Origin of the sequence: Dyella kyungheensis (assembly GCF_049913195.1) — a bacterium.
Lineage (GTDB): Bacteria > Pseudomonadota > Gammaproteobacteria > Xanthomonadales > Rhodanobacteraceae > Dyella > Dyella kyungheensis.
On the sequence record NZ_CP183983.1, the window covers coordinates 3,022,029 to 3,039,295 of the forward strand.

Sequence of the window (17,267 nt, forward strand, 5' to 3'; positions counted from 1 at the left end):
GGCGCGCGGCTGCGCTATGTGGTGGGATTTCCGCAAGTCCGCTGTTAAGTGCAGTGGCATAGCACGGAGCGCCGACGACCAAGTTCCCAACCGATATTTGGAAGACCTCCTGAACGAGATGGATCATCTTGTGCCTTTTCTTCTGAAGGAACGGCAGCGAATCAGCGAAATCATCAAGGCGCGCCGCGATGTCTAGCTGCTTGACTAATCCGACGCCATGGACGCAATATCCCTTCGTCGCCGCAAAATCGGCGACCAGGCGTGAGAACCTGACTAATCGAACGGCGCAACGCGCCGCCTGGCGCTTTTTTTGTGCCTCGTTGCGTCATGCCCGTCTTTATGGTGGGCGTGTAGGGCAGCCTCGTGCTGGCCGGTATCCGTTCGAGCCGGTTTCTCACCCCTGCACGCCCGCCGCCCTCTCTCCGCGAGCTCGTGCGGCGGTTCCTAGCTATCGAGGAACCCAGAACATGTCCGCTGTCGCCCCCACCAGTAATGCCGCCAGCCCGCAGCACGTTTCGAGCGCTTTGAACGACCTTCTTGCTCAAGCGCGGGCCATTCTTTCACTCGCCGAGCTTCGCGTAGCTGACTTGCCGCAGCACATATTCCGAACCGCGCTCTCAGCAGCGATGGATGTGATCGGCGAAGCACAAGCTTTGCTCGTCTATGTGTTCGATGGCCCGTTCAACACTGAAACTCTCATGGCCTTCAATGATCGCCTCTCCAAGGCGAAAGCCATTGTTCGTCTGCTGACGAATGCGGACTTGCCGGAGGAAGACACGACAGAACTGCTGTGCTCCGCTGCCTTCAAATTCATTACGCAGGCCATGGAATCACTTGAGTCGGAGGTCGATTGATGGTGACCAACGAAATCCAGAGCAGTGTCGTTGCTGCTATGCAACGTTCAGGCATTCAGATCGCCGAACCTGACCGCCTCCGCCTTGACGGCGTTCTGTGCCGATTTAGCACAGGCGACCTCGATCGGCGTCGGGGTCGACGCAATGGTTGGGCAGTGGTTTTTGTTGACGGCACTCGCCCTGTCGCGACGTTCGGCGATTGGTCCAAGGGCGTCGCTGAAACTGTCCTCATCGGTAGCGATAGCCCTCTGACGCCTTCCGAACGGGAGCGTCAGCGCATCGCTGTAGAGCAAGCGAAGGCATCACGTGCAGCTGAAGTTCGTAAACGGCAAAGCGATGCAGCACGTGTGGCGAATCGACAATGGGATGCCGCGCACCAAGCATCTGATCATCATCCCTACCTCGAACGCAAAAGTATTGACGCGAAGGGCTTGCGTGAGCGGAGCGGCGCCTTGCTCGTGCCGCTTCGTGACTCCAAAGGGAAGATTCACAACGTTCAGCGTATTCGGGCAGATGGCGATAAGCGATTTCTCCGCGGTGGCCGTGTGTCTGGTCTCTACGCGAGCATTGGTGCCATAACCGACCACGTACTCATTTGTGAGGGATGGGCCACCGGAAAGACATTGCACGCTCACACCGGCCTGCCCGTCGCGGTTGCGTTCTCGGCTGGCAACTTGCTGGCCGTTGCTCAGACCCTTCGAAGCAAGTACCCATCGGTTCGCATCACTGTATGCGCAGACAACGATGCCAAACCGGATGGCACCAATCCCGGCATTCAGGCAGCCACCGCCGCGGCATCTTCGGTAAGTGGTTTCCTGGCGATCCCACCAAGAACAGGCGATTTCAATGACCTTTACGCCGCACGTAGCGGCAATTTCGAAATCTTCGAGGCCTCAAATAGTGATCGCCCCACAACACAGTAACCCGCAAAAGACCGGCAAGACCATTCCCGCGAATTTTCTGGCAGAGTCTCCGGATATCGAGCGCCAGTTAATTACCGAGATCATTGAGTTCTCCCCACCCGCTCCTGCTCCAAAGCCCACTGGCACGCGCTTTGAAGTGACCATCGGGCGCAAGGGCTTTAAGGACGGTGTTCACTCCATCGAAAGCAAGACCGACCAAGACGGCGCGGAAGTCGATCAGCCTCCTACATGGATCTGCTCACCGCTCCGCATCGAAGCCCTCACCCGCGATGAAACAGGTAGCGAATGGGGCCGCCTGTTGGTGTTCGACGATCGGGACCGTCGGCGCCATCAGTGGGCTATGCCCTGTTCGATGCTGGCGACAGATGGCGCTGACCTTCGCGCGGAGCTATTGCGGCAAGGTCTCGATATTTCGAGCACGTCAAAGGCACGAAAGCTTCTCATCGACTACATACAGCAAGCCAGTCCCAAGGTAACGGCGAGGTGTGTCACACGTACCGGCTGGCACGGAGATACGTTTGTTCTCCCCAAGGAAACTTTTGGCGCTCCGGAGGCCGAGCCCATCATCTTCCAAACGACAGCACCGGACTCCGTTGCCCTCGGCAAAAGCGGAACACTCGATGGCTGGCGGACGCAGGTTGCCGCCCCCTGCGTCGGAAATTCCCGCCTTCTGCTGGCGCTGTCCACGGGGTTTGCGGGGCCTTGCCTTGGTCTACTGAACAGCGAAGGGGGCGGCGTGCATCTGCGCGGCGGTTCCAGCTTGGGCAAAACCACCGCTGTTCTCCTCGCCGCGTCGATTTTTGGACCGCCCGAGTTCATGCGGTCGTGGCGACAGACTGACAACGCGCTGGAGGGAACCGCTTCTCTCCACTCGGATTTGATGTTGCCGCTAGACGAGATAGGGCAGCTTGACCCTAGCAAGGCCGGAGCGGTGGCATACATGCTTGCTAATGGCCAAGGCAAAGGCCGCGCCGCGCGCGATGGCAGCGCTCGCGCGATTGCCAAGTTTCAGTTGATCTTCCTTTCGTCTGGAGAAATCAGCCTCGGCGATCTTGTGACCGAATCGGGTGGAACGCGGCGTGCCGGGCAGGAGGTTCGCGTGATCGATTTGGCCGCAGATGCTGGCGTCGGATCGGGCATGTTCGAACGCCTACCCAACAGCGTCAGTGCTGGCGAATTTGCTGATCAACTGAAGACAGCGGCGCGCACCCACTTTGGCCATGGTCTCCCTGCTCTACTTGAGGCCATCACGGCTTCGCCCGATGATGCGCGCGCCAAGCTTCGAGCCATTCGCGATGGCCTGGCAAACGATCTGACTGGACGCCATGCGGATGGCCAGGTTCGTCGTGTAGCTCAACGATTCGCATTGATCGGCGCGGCGGGCGAACTGGCGACGGCCTACGACCTGACCGGCTGGCCCATTGGCGAGGCTGCGGCGGCCGCAAAAACGTGCTTTTCCCAATGGATTGATGCGCGTGGTACCGCGGGTAACTCAGAACCCGACGTTCTGCTGTCGAAGGTTCGCGCGTTCTTCGAGGCACACGGCGAGAGTCGCTTTGAGCCCGAAGGACGCGAAAATGAAAAACTTGTCGTCCGTGACCGCGCCGGCTTTCGTCGTAATGGCTACGGCGAACACGCGGTGGAATATTTGGTCTTCCCGGAGGCGTTTAAACAGATCATTGAGGGTCACAATCAGAAATGGGCAATCGACGTGTTGATCAAGGCTGGGTGGCTCAAGCCTGGCAAGGACTGCGCCCCGCAAAGTATTCGGGTTGATGGACTCGGAAAACGCGCTCGTCTCTATGTCTTCGACGGCGGCACGGTTCATACTGGTGATTAGCGAAATGGATGACATTTCGTCTCACAATAGTTGCGTTTGACGTGCCCCGAAGTGACTAACCCCGAAGGTTACATTCCCAAGCTGGGTGGAATCACTTTCGCTCCGTCATTTGCGGATCTGAGATCCGCCCAGCCCTCCTGTTTGGTTGCTGCGCAAAACACGCGAAGGCGCTGGCGATGATTTGCCCCTTTAGACTATCGAGGTTTTAAATCGGGGCGCCAGACGCTGATCTAGAGAGTTCCGACGTTCGTAGACCGGTAGCAGACCTTTTCTTTGCTTAACCGCCCCTAGCATTGTCGGCGCGAAGCCACTTCATCCCCATGGTGACGTTGCCTACTGTGAATCATCGATGCAGTCGATCACGGCACTGCGTGCTTCGTCGGGGCTGCGGAAGATGGGACTGGGCAATCGCTCCTTCTTCAAACTGGTGGAGAGCGACCGCCCTAAAAGCTGTTCAGCAGTTGTCCTGACGGCCTCTAAGCAGCGTTCGCGATAGAAGCGATGCCAATGATTGCCTCTGCATTACACGCATGCTCAGAACGGATACGTGGCAGCTTCTAGAGCACAATTCGCGCTCGCTCGAAAGAACGTGAGGCATTCGCTCGCAATAACGCAAGATCATGAATTTGGCACATCTGACAAAAGATGTATTGCGACAAAAATCGTGACGCGCGTCACGAGTACGGGCTATCCGGCTTACGAGTCGCCTTGGTACAAGTGCGAAACGCTCAGCAGAGTTCGTTGACAGTCCGGACGTCGCTACAGGGGAAACAAATCATGGAAGTCAGTCTTAGTAAGACGCCATCCAATGGCCTGCCCGAAGAACTTGAGCAAAGGAACACCGACACTTTTACACCGGGTTCTTTGTGGACTTTCGGTCTACTGGCTCGGCTTTTGTCCCTGCTCTTTCTACTTATGATGGCGGCGTACTCGCCCACATCACAGGCTAGTCAGAACTGGAGTGCGCCTGACTACAATGGTCCATGCGTTCCTTATTGGTTCTCATCAAAAGCGGCAGCGACCAGCTGCATCAATGCCTGGGTCGCCGAATACCAGTACGTCGTAGCGTTCAACGGGACTACGTTCCAGAGCGCCATTCCAAATGGCTACACCGTTGGTTATGGCTACTACTACAGCCCGTACACGTCGATTGGTAACGCAATCTACGAATATAGGTGTAACCAAAACGCATATTGGAGCGATAACACCCATAGCTGCGTTGCGGTGACCACTTACTACCCAACGAAGAATCTTGGCAATGGCGCAGGATGCGACGGCGGTGAAGGCAACGGAACGTGCCAAGGGTCGAACGGAGCGGCTCAGGCTGCCATGGCTCCAGTGATGGCCGCAGACCCGATCAATACAGCCACCGGAAACAAATACGAAGAAGAGGAGGACTACTCTGACGGAAAATGGCTCGTGTTCCGTCGCTTCTACAATAGTTCTGGTTCCGTAACAGCCGGCTCCGTTGGCGCGAATTGGCGCAGTAGCTTCGATCGCTCTTTGAACGTCATTGGAAGCCCTGCAGCAACCATCATTTTAAATCGTCCTGATGGAAAGCAGGAGACGTTTACCAAGGTAAGCAATGTCTGGACCAGTGACCCTGACATTGCGGATGTCCTGACCGAAGCGAGTAATAGCCAGGGGACACTCACTGGCTACGTCGTCTTCATCGCTTCGCTCAAACACTATGAGGCATATACCACGGGCGGTGTACTTCAGAGCGTGGTGGACGAAACCGGTCAAGGAATCACTCTCACTTATAGCGCGGCCAACACCCCACTAACGATCGCGCCCGGTGCAGGATTCTTGCTCACAGCTACATCGCCTTCTGGACGCACGCTGAATTTCACTTACAACAAATCGGGGCAGCTGACCGGCCTCGTCCAACCCGACGGTCAGTCAATCACCTACGCCTACGATACAAACTGGAACCTGATCTCGGCGACGTATCCCGATCATTCTGTACGCCAGTACGTTTACAACGAATCGTCTCTAACGGGTGGCACTAACCTTCCGAATGCAATGACCGGCCTGATAGATGAAGCGAATATTCGCTTTTCGAGTACAAGCTACAACAGCGCTGGACAGGCAACGTCATCATACCTTGCAAACAATTTGGATCTCACCAGCATCACTTACAACAGTGATGGTTCTTCTACGATCCAATATCCTTCCGGCTTAGCCGTGAATATGAACTATGCCATCCCCAATGGTATGGCTCGAATAGCATCACTCTCTCAGCCGTGCGGGCTGGCCTGCGGCATCCAGGCTCAAGCAAGCACCTACGATGCTAACGGCTATCCCGCCACAAGCACGGACTTCAATGGGAATGTTGCTGCGACAACCTACAGCAGTGCGGGCTTGCTAATTCAGAGGGTGGATGCTCAGGGACAACCGGCTCAACGAACCACGAAATTGACATGGAATACGACATTTCGGTCTCCTTTAACCCACACCGTCCTCGACAACAACGGCAACACAGTTGCCTATAGTTCCTGGATCTACAACAGTTTCGGCAAACCCACATCGCTCTGCGAAGCTGATCCCAACGTCAGCGGCGCCATGACGTACACCTGCGGCAGCAGTCCGAACGCACCTGCTGGCGTGCGGCAATGGAACTACATCTACTGCAACGCGGTCGATGGGACGAAGTGCCCGCTAGTCGGCCTATTGCTCTCTGTGGACGGCCCACGTACCGACAAGCCGGACGTCACCAGCTACAGCTATTACCTCGCCACCGACGAGTCCGGATGCGGCGCGATGGGCGGCGCCTGCCATCGCCAGGGTGATCTCTACCAAGTCACCAATGCGCTTGGGCAAGCAATCACTTTCGCGGCATATGACAAGAACGGTCGCGTCGCCCGCGAGTCGGATGCCAACGGCGTCATTACCGATCTAACCTACTATCCGCGCGGCTGGCTGCAAAGCCGCACGGTGCGCGCCAACACCGATGGTTCGACATCGGGCAACGATGCTGTCACCGCCTTTACCTACACACCCTACGGCGCGGTCCAAACCATCACCGATCCCGACGGGATCAAAATCACCTATGCCTATGACGGGGCACATCGCCTGACCGACATCACCGATGCCGTCAGCGATCACATCCACTACACGCTAGACGCAACAGGCAACAAAACGCAGGAGCAGCTGTTCGACCCCAGCGGCACGGTGCGTCGAGCCCTATCGCGCACATACAACACGCTCGGCCAGCTTACGAAGATCACGGACGGAATGAACAACGCTGTCTTCAATGCCAGCTTTACCGACAGCTACGACGGCAACGGCAATCTGGTTCACAGCTCCGACGCCAACGGCATCCAGCGCAAGATGGGCTACGACGGCCTAAACCGTCTGCAGTCAACCATCGATAACTACAACGGAACTGACACGGCGACGAAGAACACATCGAGCGTTTTCTCGCTGGATGCCAATGACCGTCTCCATGGCGTGAGCGATCCGAACGCCCTCAGCACCACATATGGCTACGATGGCCTGGGCAACGCGACGAGCATCCAGAGTCCAGACACGGGCAACGCGGCCAATCAATACGATGCTGCCGGCAACCTCACCCAGCACACGGACGCACGCGGTGTCGTAGCCCAATACGGGTACGACGCACTGAACCGCCGCACACAGGTGATCTACCCCGCCCATCCGGCGTTGAATATCACTTACACCTACGACCAGGCGTCGCCGATTGCCGGATGCCCGAACAACTTCAACGTGGGTCACCTGACCACGATGACGGATGCCTCCGGCACCACCGCCTGGTGCTACACCAACCAGGGCGATATCCGCGAGGTGAAGCAGGTCATCAATGGCGTCACTTATCTGCATGGCTACGCCTACTCGCTGGCACGCCGCCTCACGTACCTGCAGTATCCATCGGGCTTCGAGCTGGTCTATGGCTACGATGGGGCCGGACGCCCTAGCTCAATCGGCTATGTGCAGCAACCCGGCCCGTTCGGCAGCTATACCAACAGCACCGTCACGCCGCTGATCACCAACGCCACCTACTTCCCCTTCGGGGGCGCGACGACATACACCTGGGCACAAGGCAACCAGTCGGTGTCGCGCACCTACGATGCCAATGGCCAGGTCAGTGATCTCACCAGCGGCGCGTTGAACCTCCACTTCCGCCGCGACGCCATGGGCAACATCGCCGCCGAAGGCACCATGCCCGGCGCCAACCCGGCAACGGAGAGCTATCAATACGACCCGCTCTATCGATTGAAGGAGCTGGACGACAGCACCGGCAGCAGGGAGCAATCCTTCACGTACAACCAGACTGGTGATCGTCTCAGTGCCACCACTGGCACGCAGCCTGCGGCAGCCTACTCCTACCAGACGGGCACGCATTTCCTGAGCAATGTCGGTGGCCTGGCGCGCGTGCCGGACAGCAACGGCAACACCACCGCGATGACGGCCCCGAATGGCCTGTTGGTTGGCCTTGGTTACGACGACCGCAACCTGCTCACGGCCGTCACCAACGCGGGCTCCACGATTGCCAACTACCAGTACAACGGCCTGGGCTACCGCGTCTGGCGCACCATCACCTCGCCCAGCACGGGACAGATGGCTGCCGTGTATGATCCGGCAGGCACCGGCAATTTGTACGGCGAGTACTTTGCGACGGACTACCGCGAATACGTCTATCTCAACGGCATCCCCGTGGCCTCAGCGACGGATGCGGGCCGTGGCGCACCGTTGATCAATTACCTGCATGCCGATCATCTCGGGACGCTGCGCGCGGTGACTGATACGAGTGGCAACGCAGTCTATAGCTGGGCGTGGCAGGACAATGCGCTTGGCGATCAGCCAAAGTCCGGGGCGGCGAATTTCTACAGTCGGTTCCCGGGGCAATACTTCGATGTCGAGACGGGGCTGCACTACAGCGTCAATCGCTACTATGAACCGGCAACTGGACGTTATGTCGAGAGCGACCCCATCGGCTTGGCGGGCGGGGTGAATACTTATGCCTATGTCGGTAGCAATCCACTAAGTCGAATTGACCCACTCGGTCTTGACTGGGTTATTCATCAAGGTACAGGGCAGATACAGCACGTTGACGCCAATGGAAACGTCACGGATACCGGTACTGGTTATGCCGGACATGGAGATGGCCTAAACAATCCAGCCATGCAAGGTGTGCCAAACATTGGCCCTCTTCCCCAGGGTAGCTACACGATTGAGCCGCAGCGGGACAATGTAACGGGAAGCGGAACATCTCTCCCGGGATCTATGCGACTTGATCCGAACCCTGGCACCGACATGCACGGGCGAGCTGGCTTCCTAATCCATGGCCCGCACGAAAATGATCGCCAAGACTCTTCAAACGGATGCCCTGTGGCCAACAGAGGTATTCGAAATCAAATCGGTCAGGGTGTTGCTGGTGGAGACAATCAATTGAGGGTTGTACCGTGATGATCGAGAAGTATGCCGCTGGCCTGTTGATGCTTTTAGTCGCTTGCCAGGCTAATGCAGCGAAGGAAGACATCGTGGTGAATGTCCATCCAAGTGGAGTGACAACGATCGCGTCAAAGCTTGGTTCATCGGATATTCGCGTGACGATGCGAACGCACGAGGTTGAAATAAACGAGGCCTCTCGTGAGAAGCCGCGTAGTGACCAAGCAAACTGCACATTTAGTAGGCAGCCTTGCATCATTGTCGATACGTTGAATATAAGTGCGGGTGGCCGCGACTTATTTATCCCAAGGTCCTTGTTTGCAGATTTGTCCGATCCAACCAGGGCGGTCTTGGCACAAGATGGCAAGGGCATGAATCTGACCATCTACGGCGGTGATGCATCCGAAAGCTTCGTTTTGAGGGTTTCCTTTGATGCGTCACGCATTAAGCAAAGGATTCTTTCTAGCGCGTTTTCTCCGGATAAACCGCTACAGGAGACTACGTACTATGAGCGTGTTATGGGTGATTAACGGTGACTGTCTATCGTCGCCTCCTAGATGAATGAACACCACTGGCACGTGACATCGGTAGCGCGATACTCCGCTACCGATGTCACGTGCCAGGAGGAATGTTGATGAGCCTCGCCATGTACGCCGCCAAGGTGAAGAGCCTTCGCAACCAGTGCCCCTGGCGCGTGATGGACGTGAACGGCACCGGTAGGCGTTTGACGTCGGCGCTGCATTCTTGGAACGTGGAACGCCTAGGTGCATCCCTGCTGGAACGCCACCATCAATAACAGAATGGCTATGTGAAGCCATTTGTCGACGGTCGGAACGCTGGAACGCACGGAACGTTCAGTTCAATGAAAACGCGGAAGTCTCAGGACTCCCTTGCTCACTTGCGCATCATGGCTGGATCGTCGGGAATGTATACCTTCCCGTCCTTGTCCATTTTCCACGTGCTTGAGTACTCGTTCTCGTCACTAGGCAATGGATCGCTATCTAGACGCACGCGCTGACGCTCGCCCCGACGATAGGCACGATGCCATAGGTCCTTATCCTGAGCCTCAGACGTGGCCGTGGTCATTCCATGGATGGGGGTCTTTTTCTTGCTCCGACTCATGGGTGCATCATACCGACGAAAGCAACCCTGCCGCGGACCATTGCCGACGGTAACTTTGACGGTAACAGCCAAATGACCACCGTAGAAAACGGCTCTACGCCTTAGCTACCAGCCATGATTTGATAGACGCCACCCCACCAATAACGGAAAAGCCCGGCGAGTGATCGCCGGGCTTTTTTGTTTGTGCAGCGCGTGCCCGCATGGCGTGTGCGCGAGCCGACCGGCGATTCAACGCGCACTCTCACCCCGGTTCTGCATGGGCATTTCAGGCATCGCCGTCCCACACCCCGGTGTTGTGATTGACGTGGATACCCTCCGGATAACCCAGCTCCTGCTGGAGCGGCGCACTGTCCTCCGAGGTCAAGGCAAGCTTGAGGCGTTCGCTGGCGCCCAGTTTTTCCAAGGCCTGAGCCAGGTCGGATTTGGATGCATGACGCAACGAAGCGCTCTGCCCGATGGTTTCCAGCAGAACAATCGCAGGAGGAGCGGCATTAGGTATGAAAATCGGCATAGCTATATCCCTCTTCGTCGTTGACTAACAAGTGAACTGCCGGGTCTCACGCTGCACCCTATCCATTGGCTGCTCGAGAGCAACATGCGACAAGGCTATCGATGAGATTTCACGCGACCATCCAACAAAGCAAAACAGGCCAACGTCACGCGGTTGCCTGCTTTTCTTGATACAGCTTGTCCAGCGCCGCCAGGCGCTCTCTTATCGCATCGTTGTGACGTGGCCGGTCAGCGGGCGGCAACACCAGGGTTTCCTCGCTGGTGATGTCCGTTGTGGGCAGTTCCCGCAGCGTCACACGACGGATGTGGGGCTGCTGGATCGGCAGGGTCGCGCAGCGATAGATAATCGCCTCGTGATCCAACGGGTAATCCTGGGAAAGCACATCGACCAATACCTGTCGGTATTCGGGGCCGGTAGAAAAGCGCTTGAAGGAGGTGTCGCCCACTAGGCCGACCTGCCACAGCACTAGATAGGCACGCGGATTGACGGGTATCTCGAAGAACAACAACTGGCTGGCTTCATAGTGCTGGCAGCCATAGCGGCCAGGGTCGATGCCCAGATCGGCGTACAGGCAATCCTCTGCCGAAATACCCGGCTCCATGTGTGCCTGAAACCCTTCTTCACGCGCCACCCTGATGACTTCGTGCGGCGACCAGGCAAAGATCCCCGGGTGGCCGTAGAAGACCGCGCAGACCTTCTTGCCCGCACGCACCTCGGTCATCATCACGCCGACCCATTCGCGGTACGTGACCATCCGGGATTTGTCACCCTTGCCGTAGTACGGCTGGAGACTGCGGACATCGGGATGCATGCTCTGCAGCCACAGCTCGACGATGCCATCGGAGAGCGCTGCAAAAACCACATCGGCTTGCTCAATGTGACTGCGCGCCAAAGGGCTCAGGTGCGACCCCAGGGTCATGCCGAGCCCGACGCAGGCGATGCTGCCATGTTGTGGTGAGTTCGTCGGCGTGCTCGACAACATGGAGCTCATGGGAAAAGACCTGTATGAGTATGAAGTGGATGACGTCGACGACTTCGTGCACCCGAATGTCGCAAACGCGTTGAGTACTGGTCAATAGACAGCAATTTCGTGCGCCCGAGGATAGGCGTCCGCGTCTTATGCGAAGCTGCACCACAATCGAGGTCCGGCACTGACGATCCTCCCCCCGCCGCACCGGATTCGATGCTCGACACTTTGACCCCGATTTTTGACATCGACGTGAACTGACGCAGATCCCGGGGAACCCTGATTGAAAGAACCTGTCCAATCTGGCTTGTCGCAACACGCGCTGACGGCATGCGCATGTTTTGTGTCGGTCATTGGCGTGAATTAGGGGTGTGATGAGGCGTTCCGGGCAGGTCCGACATCGACAGCAGGGGGATAGTGCTCGCGGCCTGGCATTACTCGACGGGGAAACGCGTGAGACCTTGGGTCGCAGACGCTGGCGACAGCCGCCGCTGACGCGCCCGACGCTGGTGCTGGCGCTGTCTCTGGTATGCGTACTGCACGCTCTGTTTGCCGTGGCGCTATGGTTCGAGATGCAGCCCAAGCCGCAACATCCTGCGACGGTGAATATCGAGAACGAGCGGGCGCTGATTGTTCGCCTGATCGATCGCCCCAAAACGCCGCACAGCGTGCAGCCGTCGGAGCCGCCCGCGCCGCCCGAGAAGTTGGTTCCACCGCGGCCGGCATTGACCGCCCGCGTCCCCCCGGTCACCCATGAAAAGCCCCGCCCCGACGCCATGGTCGTGCAGAATCATGACGTGCCTGCGCCTGCGACCTCCGCAGCCACGCCCTCCTCTACAAGTTTGTTTGGGAAAGACGGTTCGGTGCGGCTGCCTACGACAGGTGCCACTTCGACCACAGCAAGCGCCACTCCCGAGCCGTCCAAGCCTGCGGACGATCGTCAGATCATGCAGCACGACAGCAACCGGATGCAGTACAAGGCCACCCGTTTCGAAAAATACTTCCCGCCGCCGAACGAGACCGCCGGTGGCGCGGTAGGACGCCATATCGGCGATGCGATCAAGGACGTCGTCAAGAGCGTTTGCGATCCCAGCAAGAGCAGCACGGCTTCCAACTTGCTGTGCGGCTCACCTCCCCCGCCTGCTTCGTCCATGAATCGCGACGAACGCCTCAACCTGCCGCCGCCCTCCCTGGCCGACAATCCGAATCCGCCCAAGGCGCCGCCGCTGTCGAGTTGTATCGACGAGTACAAGGCAGGCGAACCGTTGTCGTCCGGTTGCCCGATAAACACGCCTGACCTGGCCTTCAAGGCCGAGATGCGTGAATGCATCGACCTGTATCGAGCGGGCAAGCGGCTCAAGACATGGTGCCCACTGGATACGCCCAAGCGCGCAGAAGCGGAACGGCCAGAGGACGCCCCGGGCACGGGTGTGCACTGATCAGCGTCGATCGCGCGTAACCTGCAGATCGACACCAAGCCTTGAATGGCTTCGTCCGAGGATGCGCGTCATGCGCCCCCTGGCCGCCCGGGCCTCACTCAGCGGGAACGGGCGCCTCGGACCGTTGGCTGCCAGAAGCGAGTCACGCCATCCAGCACATCGCGCCGAGATGTATGCAGCCCGCGGAGCTGGATCACGACAGTGCGAAGCGCACGCACGCCAAACCCCAGTGCCCAGAGAGCGAGCACCGGCAGGAACAGCACAGCAATCGAGTAGATGTGTATGAACAAAGCAGATGCCCTCGCTCAGCAAGAGAGCCCCGAGCTAGGACTCGGGGCTCTGGCGGCATTCCCTGCGTCTGGGTGACGCAGTCAAACTTGAGGAAACACCACATTGCTGCGGCAGCTCAAACGTAGGTCAGATCATTCGCTGAGAGCGATAGCAGCCTACTCGGTCTCCGGTCAGCATCAGACCACTGGCGGCGTACGGTTAGACCTACCCTCGACGGAGTTCCCTCAAATGCTCCAGAGCGCGATGAAGGCCACGCTCGAGACCATCACTACCGCATGGAGGATGCATGCCCCATTTAGCATCCCGAGCGACGCCCCCGCCCTGCGTCTGCTGAGTGCGCGTTCCACCAATCCGAACACCAAACAGATGAAGGAAGTTGTCACCAGGACGATGACAAGGGAAAAGGCCACAATGAAGCGCGACATGCTCTCCCATCCGTCGCCATGAATGACCGCGAAATCCGCGATGAGCGTCGCCGCCGCAACCACACCTTCGACGCAACCGATGGCAAGCAACCCGCGGCCGCGCGGCGCATTCGAATTATCCGTCACGCGTCCGCCACCGGTATCGATCATTTGAAACGCGCAATGCCATCGAGGGTGTGCTGCTGACGCTGCCGCAGTTCACGAAGCCGATAGTGCTTCTCCACCACCCGCCGAAGAGGCCGATCGATCGCGAGCACGATGAGCAACAGCACGCAGACATCGAACAACATCACACAGGCCTCCACGCATAAGTAACGGGCCCCTAGCGGGGCCCGGCCAACCAAAGGAGCAATGGGTGCATCCGTGTGCGCCGTTGCCCTCGCCTCCCCAGCGGGTCGGCATGGTCATCGTGGCAATCGGCGATCGGAAAGAACATCGGATGTTTCCGATATCACTCCGTCGTACTACGGAACGAAGGCAGCACCTTTTGAGGGTCCAGGCGGATGGGCGACACCTCGGTTAGCCAGCCACCTACTCGCACAGAAGGTAACGCGCAAGTCGGGGAAGAGCGGCATTCCAGCTGTCGGGACGGAGTGAGACAGCCCGAGTTTCGCTGTCCCTTATGAGGGGGGCAACGCGCAAGCGCGTCATAGCAAGCTGCGTAGATGAGCTTCCAGACCATCAGTTCAGCCGCAGTCGATCGGACGAGTCCGATGGCGGAATGAGCGGCACCGTGAAACCTTCGAGACATGTCGCGGAATTTTCTCCATCGGCGCCCGCCAAGGTCACTCATGCACAAGAACACGCGCGCCACGGACGGCCTGCCGTCATCCCGTCAGTGCACGGGCCTGGTGCGAAAACGGCGCATGCGGCCCAGCGCGTCGCCCGCCCGAATTCTGAAGGTTGCATACGACATCGCCATCATGGCGAATGAAATGGATCGCGTCGTCGTCGTGTTGACGCCCGAATGCGAGCTGCTTCTGTTCGCGAATGTGGAAGAGCTGACGAAGGAAAAATATCCGTTCGAGTGGCTGGTCGGCTGCTACACGCGCAATTTGAGACCAGGCGACATCGCGGATGATTTGCAGGCGCGCCTGGCAGAGCTTTTAGCCAGTGGGTAGTGGCAAGCGGGTCCCACGGGGATTGCCATTCGGCCCGGGTGAGCGCTTACGGCCAAGCAAATCGTCAGCGGGCAGGTTCGATTCCTCTCGATTGCCGACTCGCGGACCATCGCACATGACGTGAAGCGAGTCCGTCCGGAAATTCTCACAAGTGGATTGAGAAGCGCTGGGCTTTGCGTCACGCGATAGCTGATTCTTGCGCGGGGGTTGGTCGCTATTGATGGAGGCCAATGCCAGCGGTCGTGAAATCACGCCGGCAAAACCGGGGGAAAAGCGCGCATTCCGACCCAGTTCTTTGCAGTCCAGCATACGAAGGATTCCGACCGAACTGATCACGGATTGCGGCAATTGCAGGACACCCTGTTGGCCGCATCAATAACGCGACGCCCCTTCCCGCGTAGCTTCGCTGTTTGTACCCTGAAAATATCCGCCTTCCACTGCGAATCTCGCAGGTCGTTCCAGGCTCATTGCTGGCAGCATGAAGTGACCAAGGAAATCATGAAAAATACCAAGGATGTCTCGCTGGGTCCTTTCGCCGGAACGTTAACCATAATGGGCAGCGCCCTGGTTCGTGACAGCGACCCCAAGGCTGTGATGCTTGGCCATGCAGCGTTTGCATGTTCTGTGTTGCTTGCAGGGTGGGCGCTGCTGCGCTGGCGACGAACGCGCCAAGTTCTCCGAACCATGCAGGACATGACGCCGCAACAACCTCAGGTAATCGTCCCAGATCCGACCGACGTCAGGTCAGCTGATCCGTAATACGAACATGCGCATCGGTGATATGAAAGCCGTACTCCGCAAGATCGTCGCAGCATTCGCGTGAGTCGATGCCGGGCATGGCTCGCTCGCGATCGAGTTCGGCCGACTTGAGGTAAGTCCAGGGTGCGAATCGTTCCGGCAAATTCGCGCCCGCCTTGTCTGCCGTGACGCCAAACACGCGGCCCGGACCGCGGAAAACATGTACCAGCATCTTGCCTGCCCCTAAGCTTGAGAATCGATGGTGTGCCGCTCGTTGGCGAACTGTCTTTGCGTCACCCGCATTGATTTCCGGGCATCGCGTGTATTGACTATACTAACTGTATATCTAATTTACAAGGGGAGACCATGGCGACTCGCACCTATACCAGCCTTGTCCGTACCGCTGCTGCCGCCGAGAAGCGCGAACGCGCGATCCAGGCGGCGATAACGCTGCTGCGCGATGCGGAAAGTGCGGCGAATTTCTCGCTGGACACCGTCGCGAAGATCGCCGGTGTGACGCGCCTGACGCTGTACAACCAATTCGGATCGCGCCGTGGCCTGCTGGAGGAAGCCTTTGACGACATCGCGATCCGCGGTCGTCTGGGACGCCTGAAGGACGTGCAGACGCTGGCGGATCCGCGTGAGGGCATCGCCCAGCTGGTCGAGATCTGTTGCGACTTCTGGGGCAGCGATCCTGCGCTGATGCGCATCTATGACGCGATGGTGCTCGATCAGGAATTCGAGCAATCGCTCACCGAGCGCAATGAGCGGCGCCGCCAGTTGATCCAGCTGCTGATTCAGCGCATGGCACCGCGAGCCGCTAAGCGCGAGAAGCTGCGCGATACCGTCGACCTCATCTTCGCGCTGACCAGCATGGCCATGTTCCGGCTGCTCGTCCCAGGCCGATTGCCTCGTGAAGTCGGTGCCTTGATCCAATCGTCCGTGGCCGCGGCACTAGATCGGCTCGACCGTCAGCGCACGTAAGCATCCGTGGCTTGCATGGGCGCGTGTGCCCCGGCCGAGTCCAGCGCAGCGGCCTGTCCCTTCGTGGGGCGCAACAGCAGATAGAACGCCGTGACATGCGTGATCATCAGTAACGGCACGTAGATGATCGGGATAACGTAAGCCGCTCCCAACTCCCCTGCCACCGAAGGAAGATCGGCGCGGACGGCGTGGAAGTAATCGAGCAGAAGATCGGCCATGCCCACGATGTTGAAAGCGACGACGAAGCTCCAGAATAGCGGCCGCACTCTCACGCTGAGCAAGGCGAGCATGGCCAGTACGCCGGTGGCCAGGTCGGCGTAGGCGGCAAACGAAGCGAAGCTCGTCGGAAGATGGGCTCCGACCACACCGGGCACCGCAAAGACCAGCCCGAAGAAACGAAAGCTGTGCAGCGTCGCGATGACGCGGTGCGCGTCCTCGTGTCGCATGGATCGCAACCGGGGCCACAGGTAGGCGCGGAAGCAAAGCAGCCAGGCGAGATAACCCAGCATGAGCTGCAGCGTGAAGATATGGGCGGTAGACACGTGAATTCTCCTTCGCCGTGGGTCGCGATGGCTCAGTGCATTGGATGCCCCGGCGGCGGTGTATCGCGCGGGGTCGGCTGACTTCTCTTGCCGGTACC

The 17,267-nt window shown here is 58.5% G+C and carries 16 protein-coding genes; 10 read left to right on the forward strand and 6 right to left on the reverse strand.

The features are described from left to right. Positions 1-467 precede the first annotated feature (467 nt). The 6 genes from ACN9MB_RS13665 to ACN9MB_RS13690 all read left to right on the forward strand — a co-directional run bounded on the left by ACN9MB_RS13665 (position 468) and on the right by ACN9MB_RS13690 (position 9,825). On the forward strand, positions 468-854 hold the full coding sequence (locus tag ACN9MB_RS13665) for a hypothetical protein (RefSeq protein ID WP_426269272.1): 387 nt from the start codon (positions 468-470) through the stop codon (positions 852-854). Next, positions 854-1,777 (forward strand): toprim domain-containing protein, encoded by a 924-nt coding sequence (locus ACN9MB_RS13670; RefSeq protein WP_426269273.1) that lies wholly within the window; start codon positions 854-856, stop codon positions 1,775-1,777. The genes ACN9MB_RS13665 and ACN9MB_RS13670 overlap by 1 nt, the downstream gene beginning before the upstream one ends. Continuing rightward, complete coding sequence (locus ACN9MB_RS13675) at positions 1,701-3,617, forward strand: DUF927 domain-containing protein (protein ID WP_426269274.1); 1,917 nt, start codon at positions 1,701-1,703, stop codon at positions 3,615-3,617. Before ACN9MB_RS13670 ends, ACN9MB_RS13675 begins: the two co-directional genes overlap by 77 nt. 777 nt (positions 3,618-4,394) lie before the next feature. Beyond that, positions 4,395-9,047, forward strand: coding sequence for an RHS repeat-associated core domain-containing protein (locus ACN9MB_RS13680; protein WP_426269275.1), 4,653 nt, complete (start codon positions 4,395-4,397; stop codon positions 9,045-9,047). Next, positions 9,044-9,559 carry a hypothetical protein gene (locus ACN9MB_RS13685; RefSeq protein ID WP_426269276.1) on the forward strand — a complete coding sequence of 172 codons (516 nt, stop codon included), beginning with the start codon at positions 9,044-9,046 and terminating at the stop codon, positions 9,557-9,559. The genes ACN9MB_RS13680 and ACN9MB_RS13685 overlap by 4 nt, the downstream gene beginning before the upstream one ends. Before the next feature lie 104 nt (positions 9,560-9,663). Continuing rightward, positions 9,664-9,825, forward strand: a complete 162-nt coding sequence (locus tag ACN9MB_RS13690) for a hypothetical protein (protein WP_426269277.1) — start codon at positions 9,664-9,666, stop codon at positions 9,823-9,825. Positions 9,826-10,416: 591 nt separating this feature from the next. Here ACN9MB_RS13690 and ACN9MB_RS13695 read toward each other — a convergent pair. Both ACN9MB_RS13695 and ACN9MB_RS13700 read right to left on the reverse strand, forming a co-directional pair. Then, the gene (locus ACN9MB_RS13695; RefSeq protein WP_426269278.1) at positions 10,417-10,662 is read right to left on the reverse strand and encodes a hypothetical protein; all 246 of its coding nucleotides are present in this window, start codon (positions 10,660-10,662) and stop codon (positions 10,417-10,419) included. A gap of 145 nt (positions 10,663-10,807) precedes the next feature. After that, positions 10,808-11,581, reverse strand: coding sequence for an SAM-dependent methyltransferase (locus ACN9MB_RS13700; RefSeq protein ID WP_426271918.1), 774 nt, complete (start codon positions 11,579-11,581; stop codon positions 10,808-10,810). 422 nt (positions 11,582-12,003) lie between these two features. On the opposite strand from ACN9MB_RS13700, the gene ACN9MB_RS13705 reads away from it, so the two are divergent. Then, positions 12,004-13,068 (forward strand): hypothetical protein, encoded by a 1,065-nt coding sequence (locus ACN9MB_RS13705; RefSeq protein WP_426271919.1) that lies wholly within the window; start codon positions 12,004-12,006, stop codon positions 13,066-13,068. 515 nt (positions 13,069-13,583) lie between these two features. Here the strand turns inward: ACN9MB_RS13705 and ACN9MB_RS13710 are convergent. Both ACN9MB_RS13710 and ACN9MB_RS13715 read right to left on the reverse strand, forming a co-directional pair. Next, positions 13,584-13,934: a hypothetical protein gene (locus ACN9MB_RS13710; protein ID WP_204636247.1), complete on the reverse strand. Its 351-nt coding sequence runs from the start codon at positions 13,932-13,934 to the stop codon at positions 13,584-13,586. After that, entirely contained in the window at positions 13,931-14,074 is a 144-nt protein-coding gene (locus ACN9MB_RS13715) for a hypothetical protein (RefSeq protein WP_204636246.1), read from the reverse strand. Before ACN9MB_RS13715 ends, ACN9MB_RS13710 begins: the two co-directional genes overlap by 4 nt. Before the next feature lie 501 nt (positions 14,075-14,575). Here ACN9MB_RS13715 and ACN9MB_RS13720 point away from each other — a divergent pair. Further along, positions 14,576-14,905: a hypothetical protein gene (locus ACN9MB_RS13720; protein ID WP_204636245.1), complete on the forward strand. Its 330-nt coding sequence runs from the start codon at positions 14,576-14,578 to the stop codon at positions 14,903-14,905. 498 nt (positions 14,906-15,403) lie between these two features. Next, entirely contained in the window at positions 15,404-15,664 is a 261-nt protein-coding gene (locus tag ACN9MB_RS13725) for a hypothetical protein (protein WP_426269279.1), read from the forward strand. On the opposite strand, the gene ACN9MB_RS13730 is transcribed toward ACN9MB_RS13725, so the two are convergent. Next, a complete protein-coding gene (locus tag ACN9MB_RS13730) occupies positions 15,645-15,875 on the reverse strand; it encodes a hypothetical protein (protein WP_426269280.1) in 231 nt (76 codons plus the stop codon). The two genes, ACN9MB_RS13725 and ACN9MB_RS13730, sit on opposite strands and share 20 nt — an antisense overlap. A 134-nt stretch (positions 15,876-16,009) precedes the next feature. On the opposite strand from ACN9MB_RS13730, the gene ACN9MB_RS13735 reads away from it, so the two are divergent. Beyond that, a complete protein-coding gene (locus ACN9MB_RS13735; RefSeq protein WP_426269281.1) occupies positions 16,010-16,627 on the forward strand; it encodes a TetR/AcrR family transcriptional regulator in 618 nt (205 codons plus the stop codon). On the opposite strand, the gene ACN9MB_RS13740 is transcribed toward ACN9MB_RS13735, so the two are convergent. Beyond that, complete coding sequence (locus ACN9MB_RS13740) at positions 16,615-17,169, reverse strand: hypothetical protein (protein ID WP_426269282.1); 555 nt, start codon at positions 17,167-17,169, stop codon at positions 16,615-16,617. The two genes, ACN9MB_RS13735 and ACN9MB_RS13740, sit on opposite strands and share 13 nt — an antisense overlap. Between the last annotated feature and the right edge of the window lie 98 nt (positions 17,170-17,267).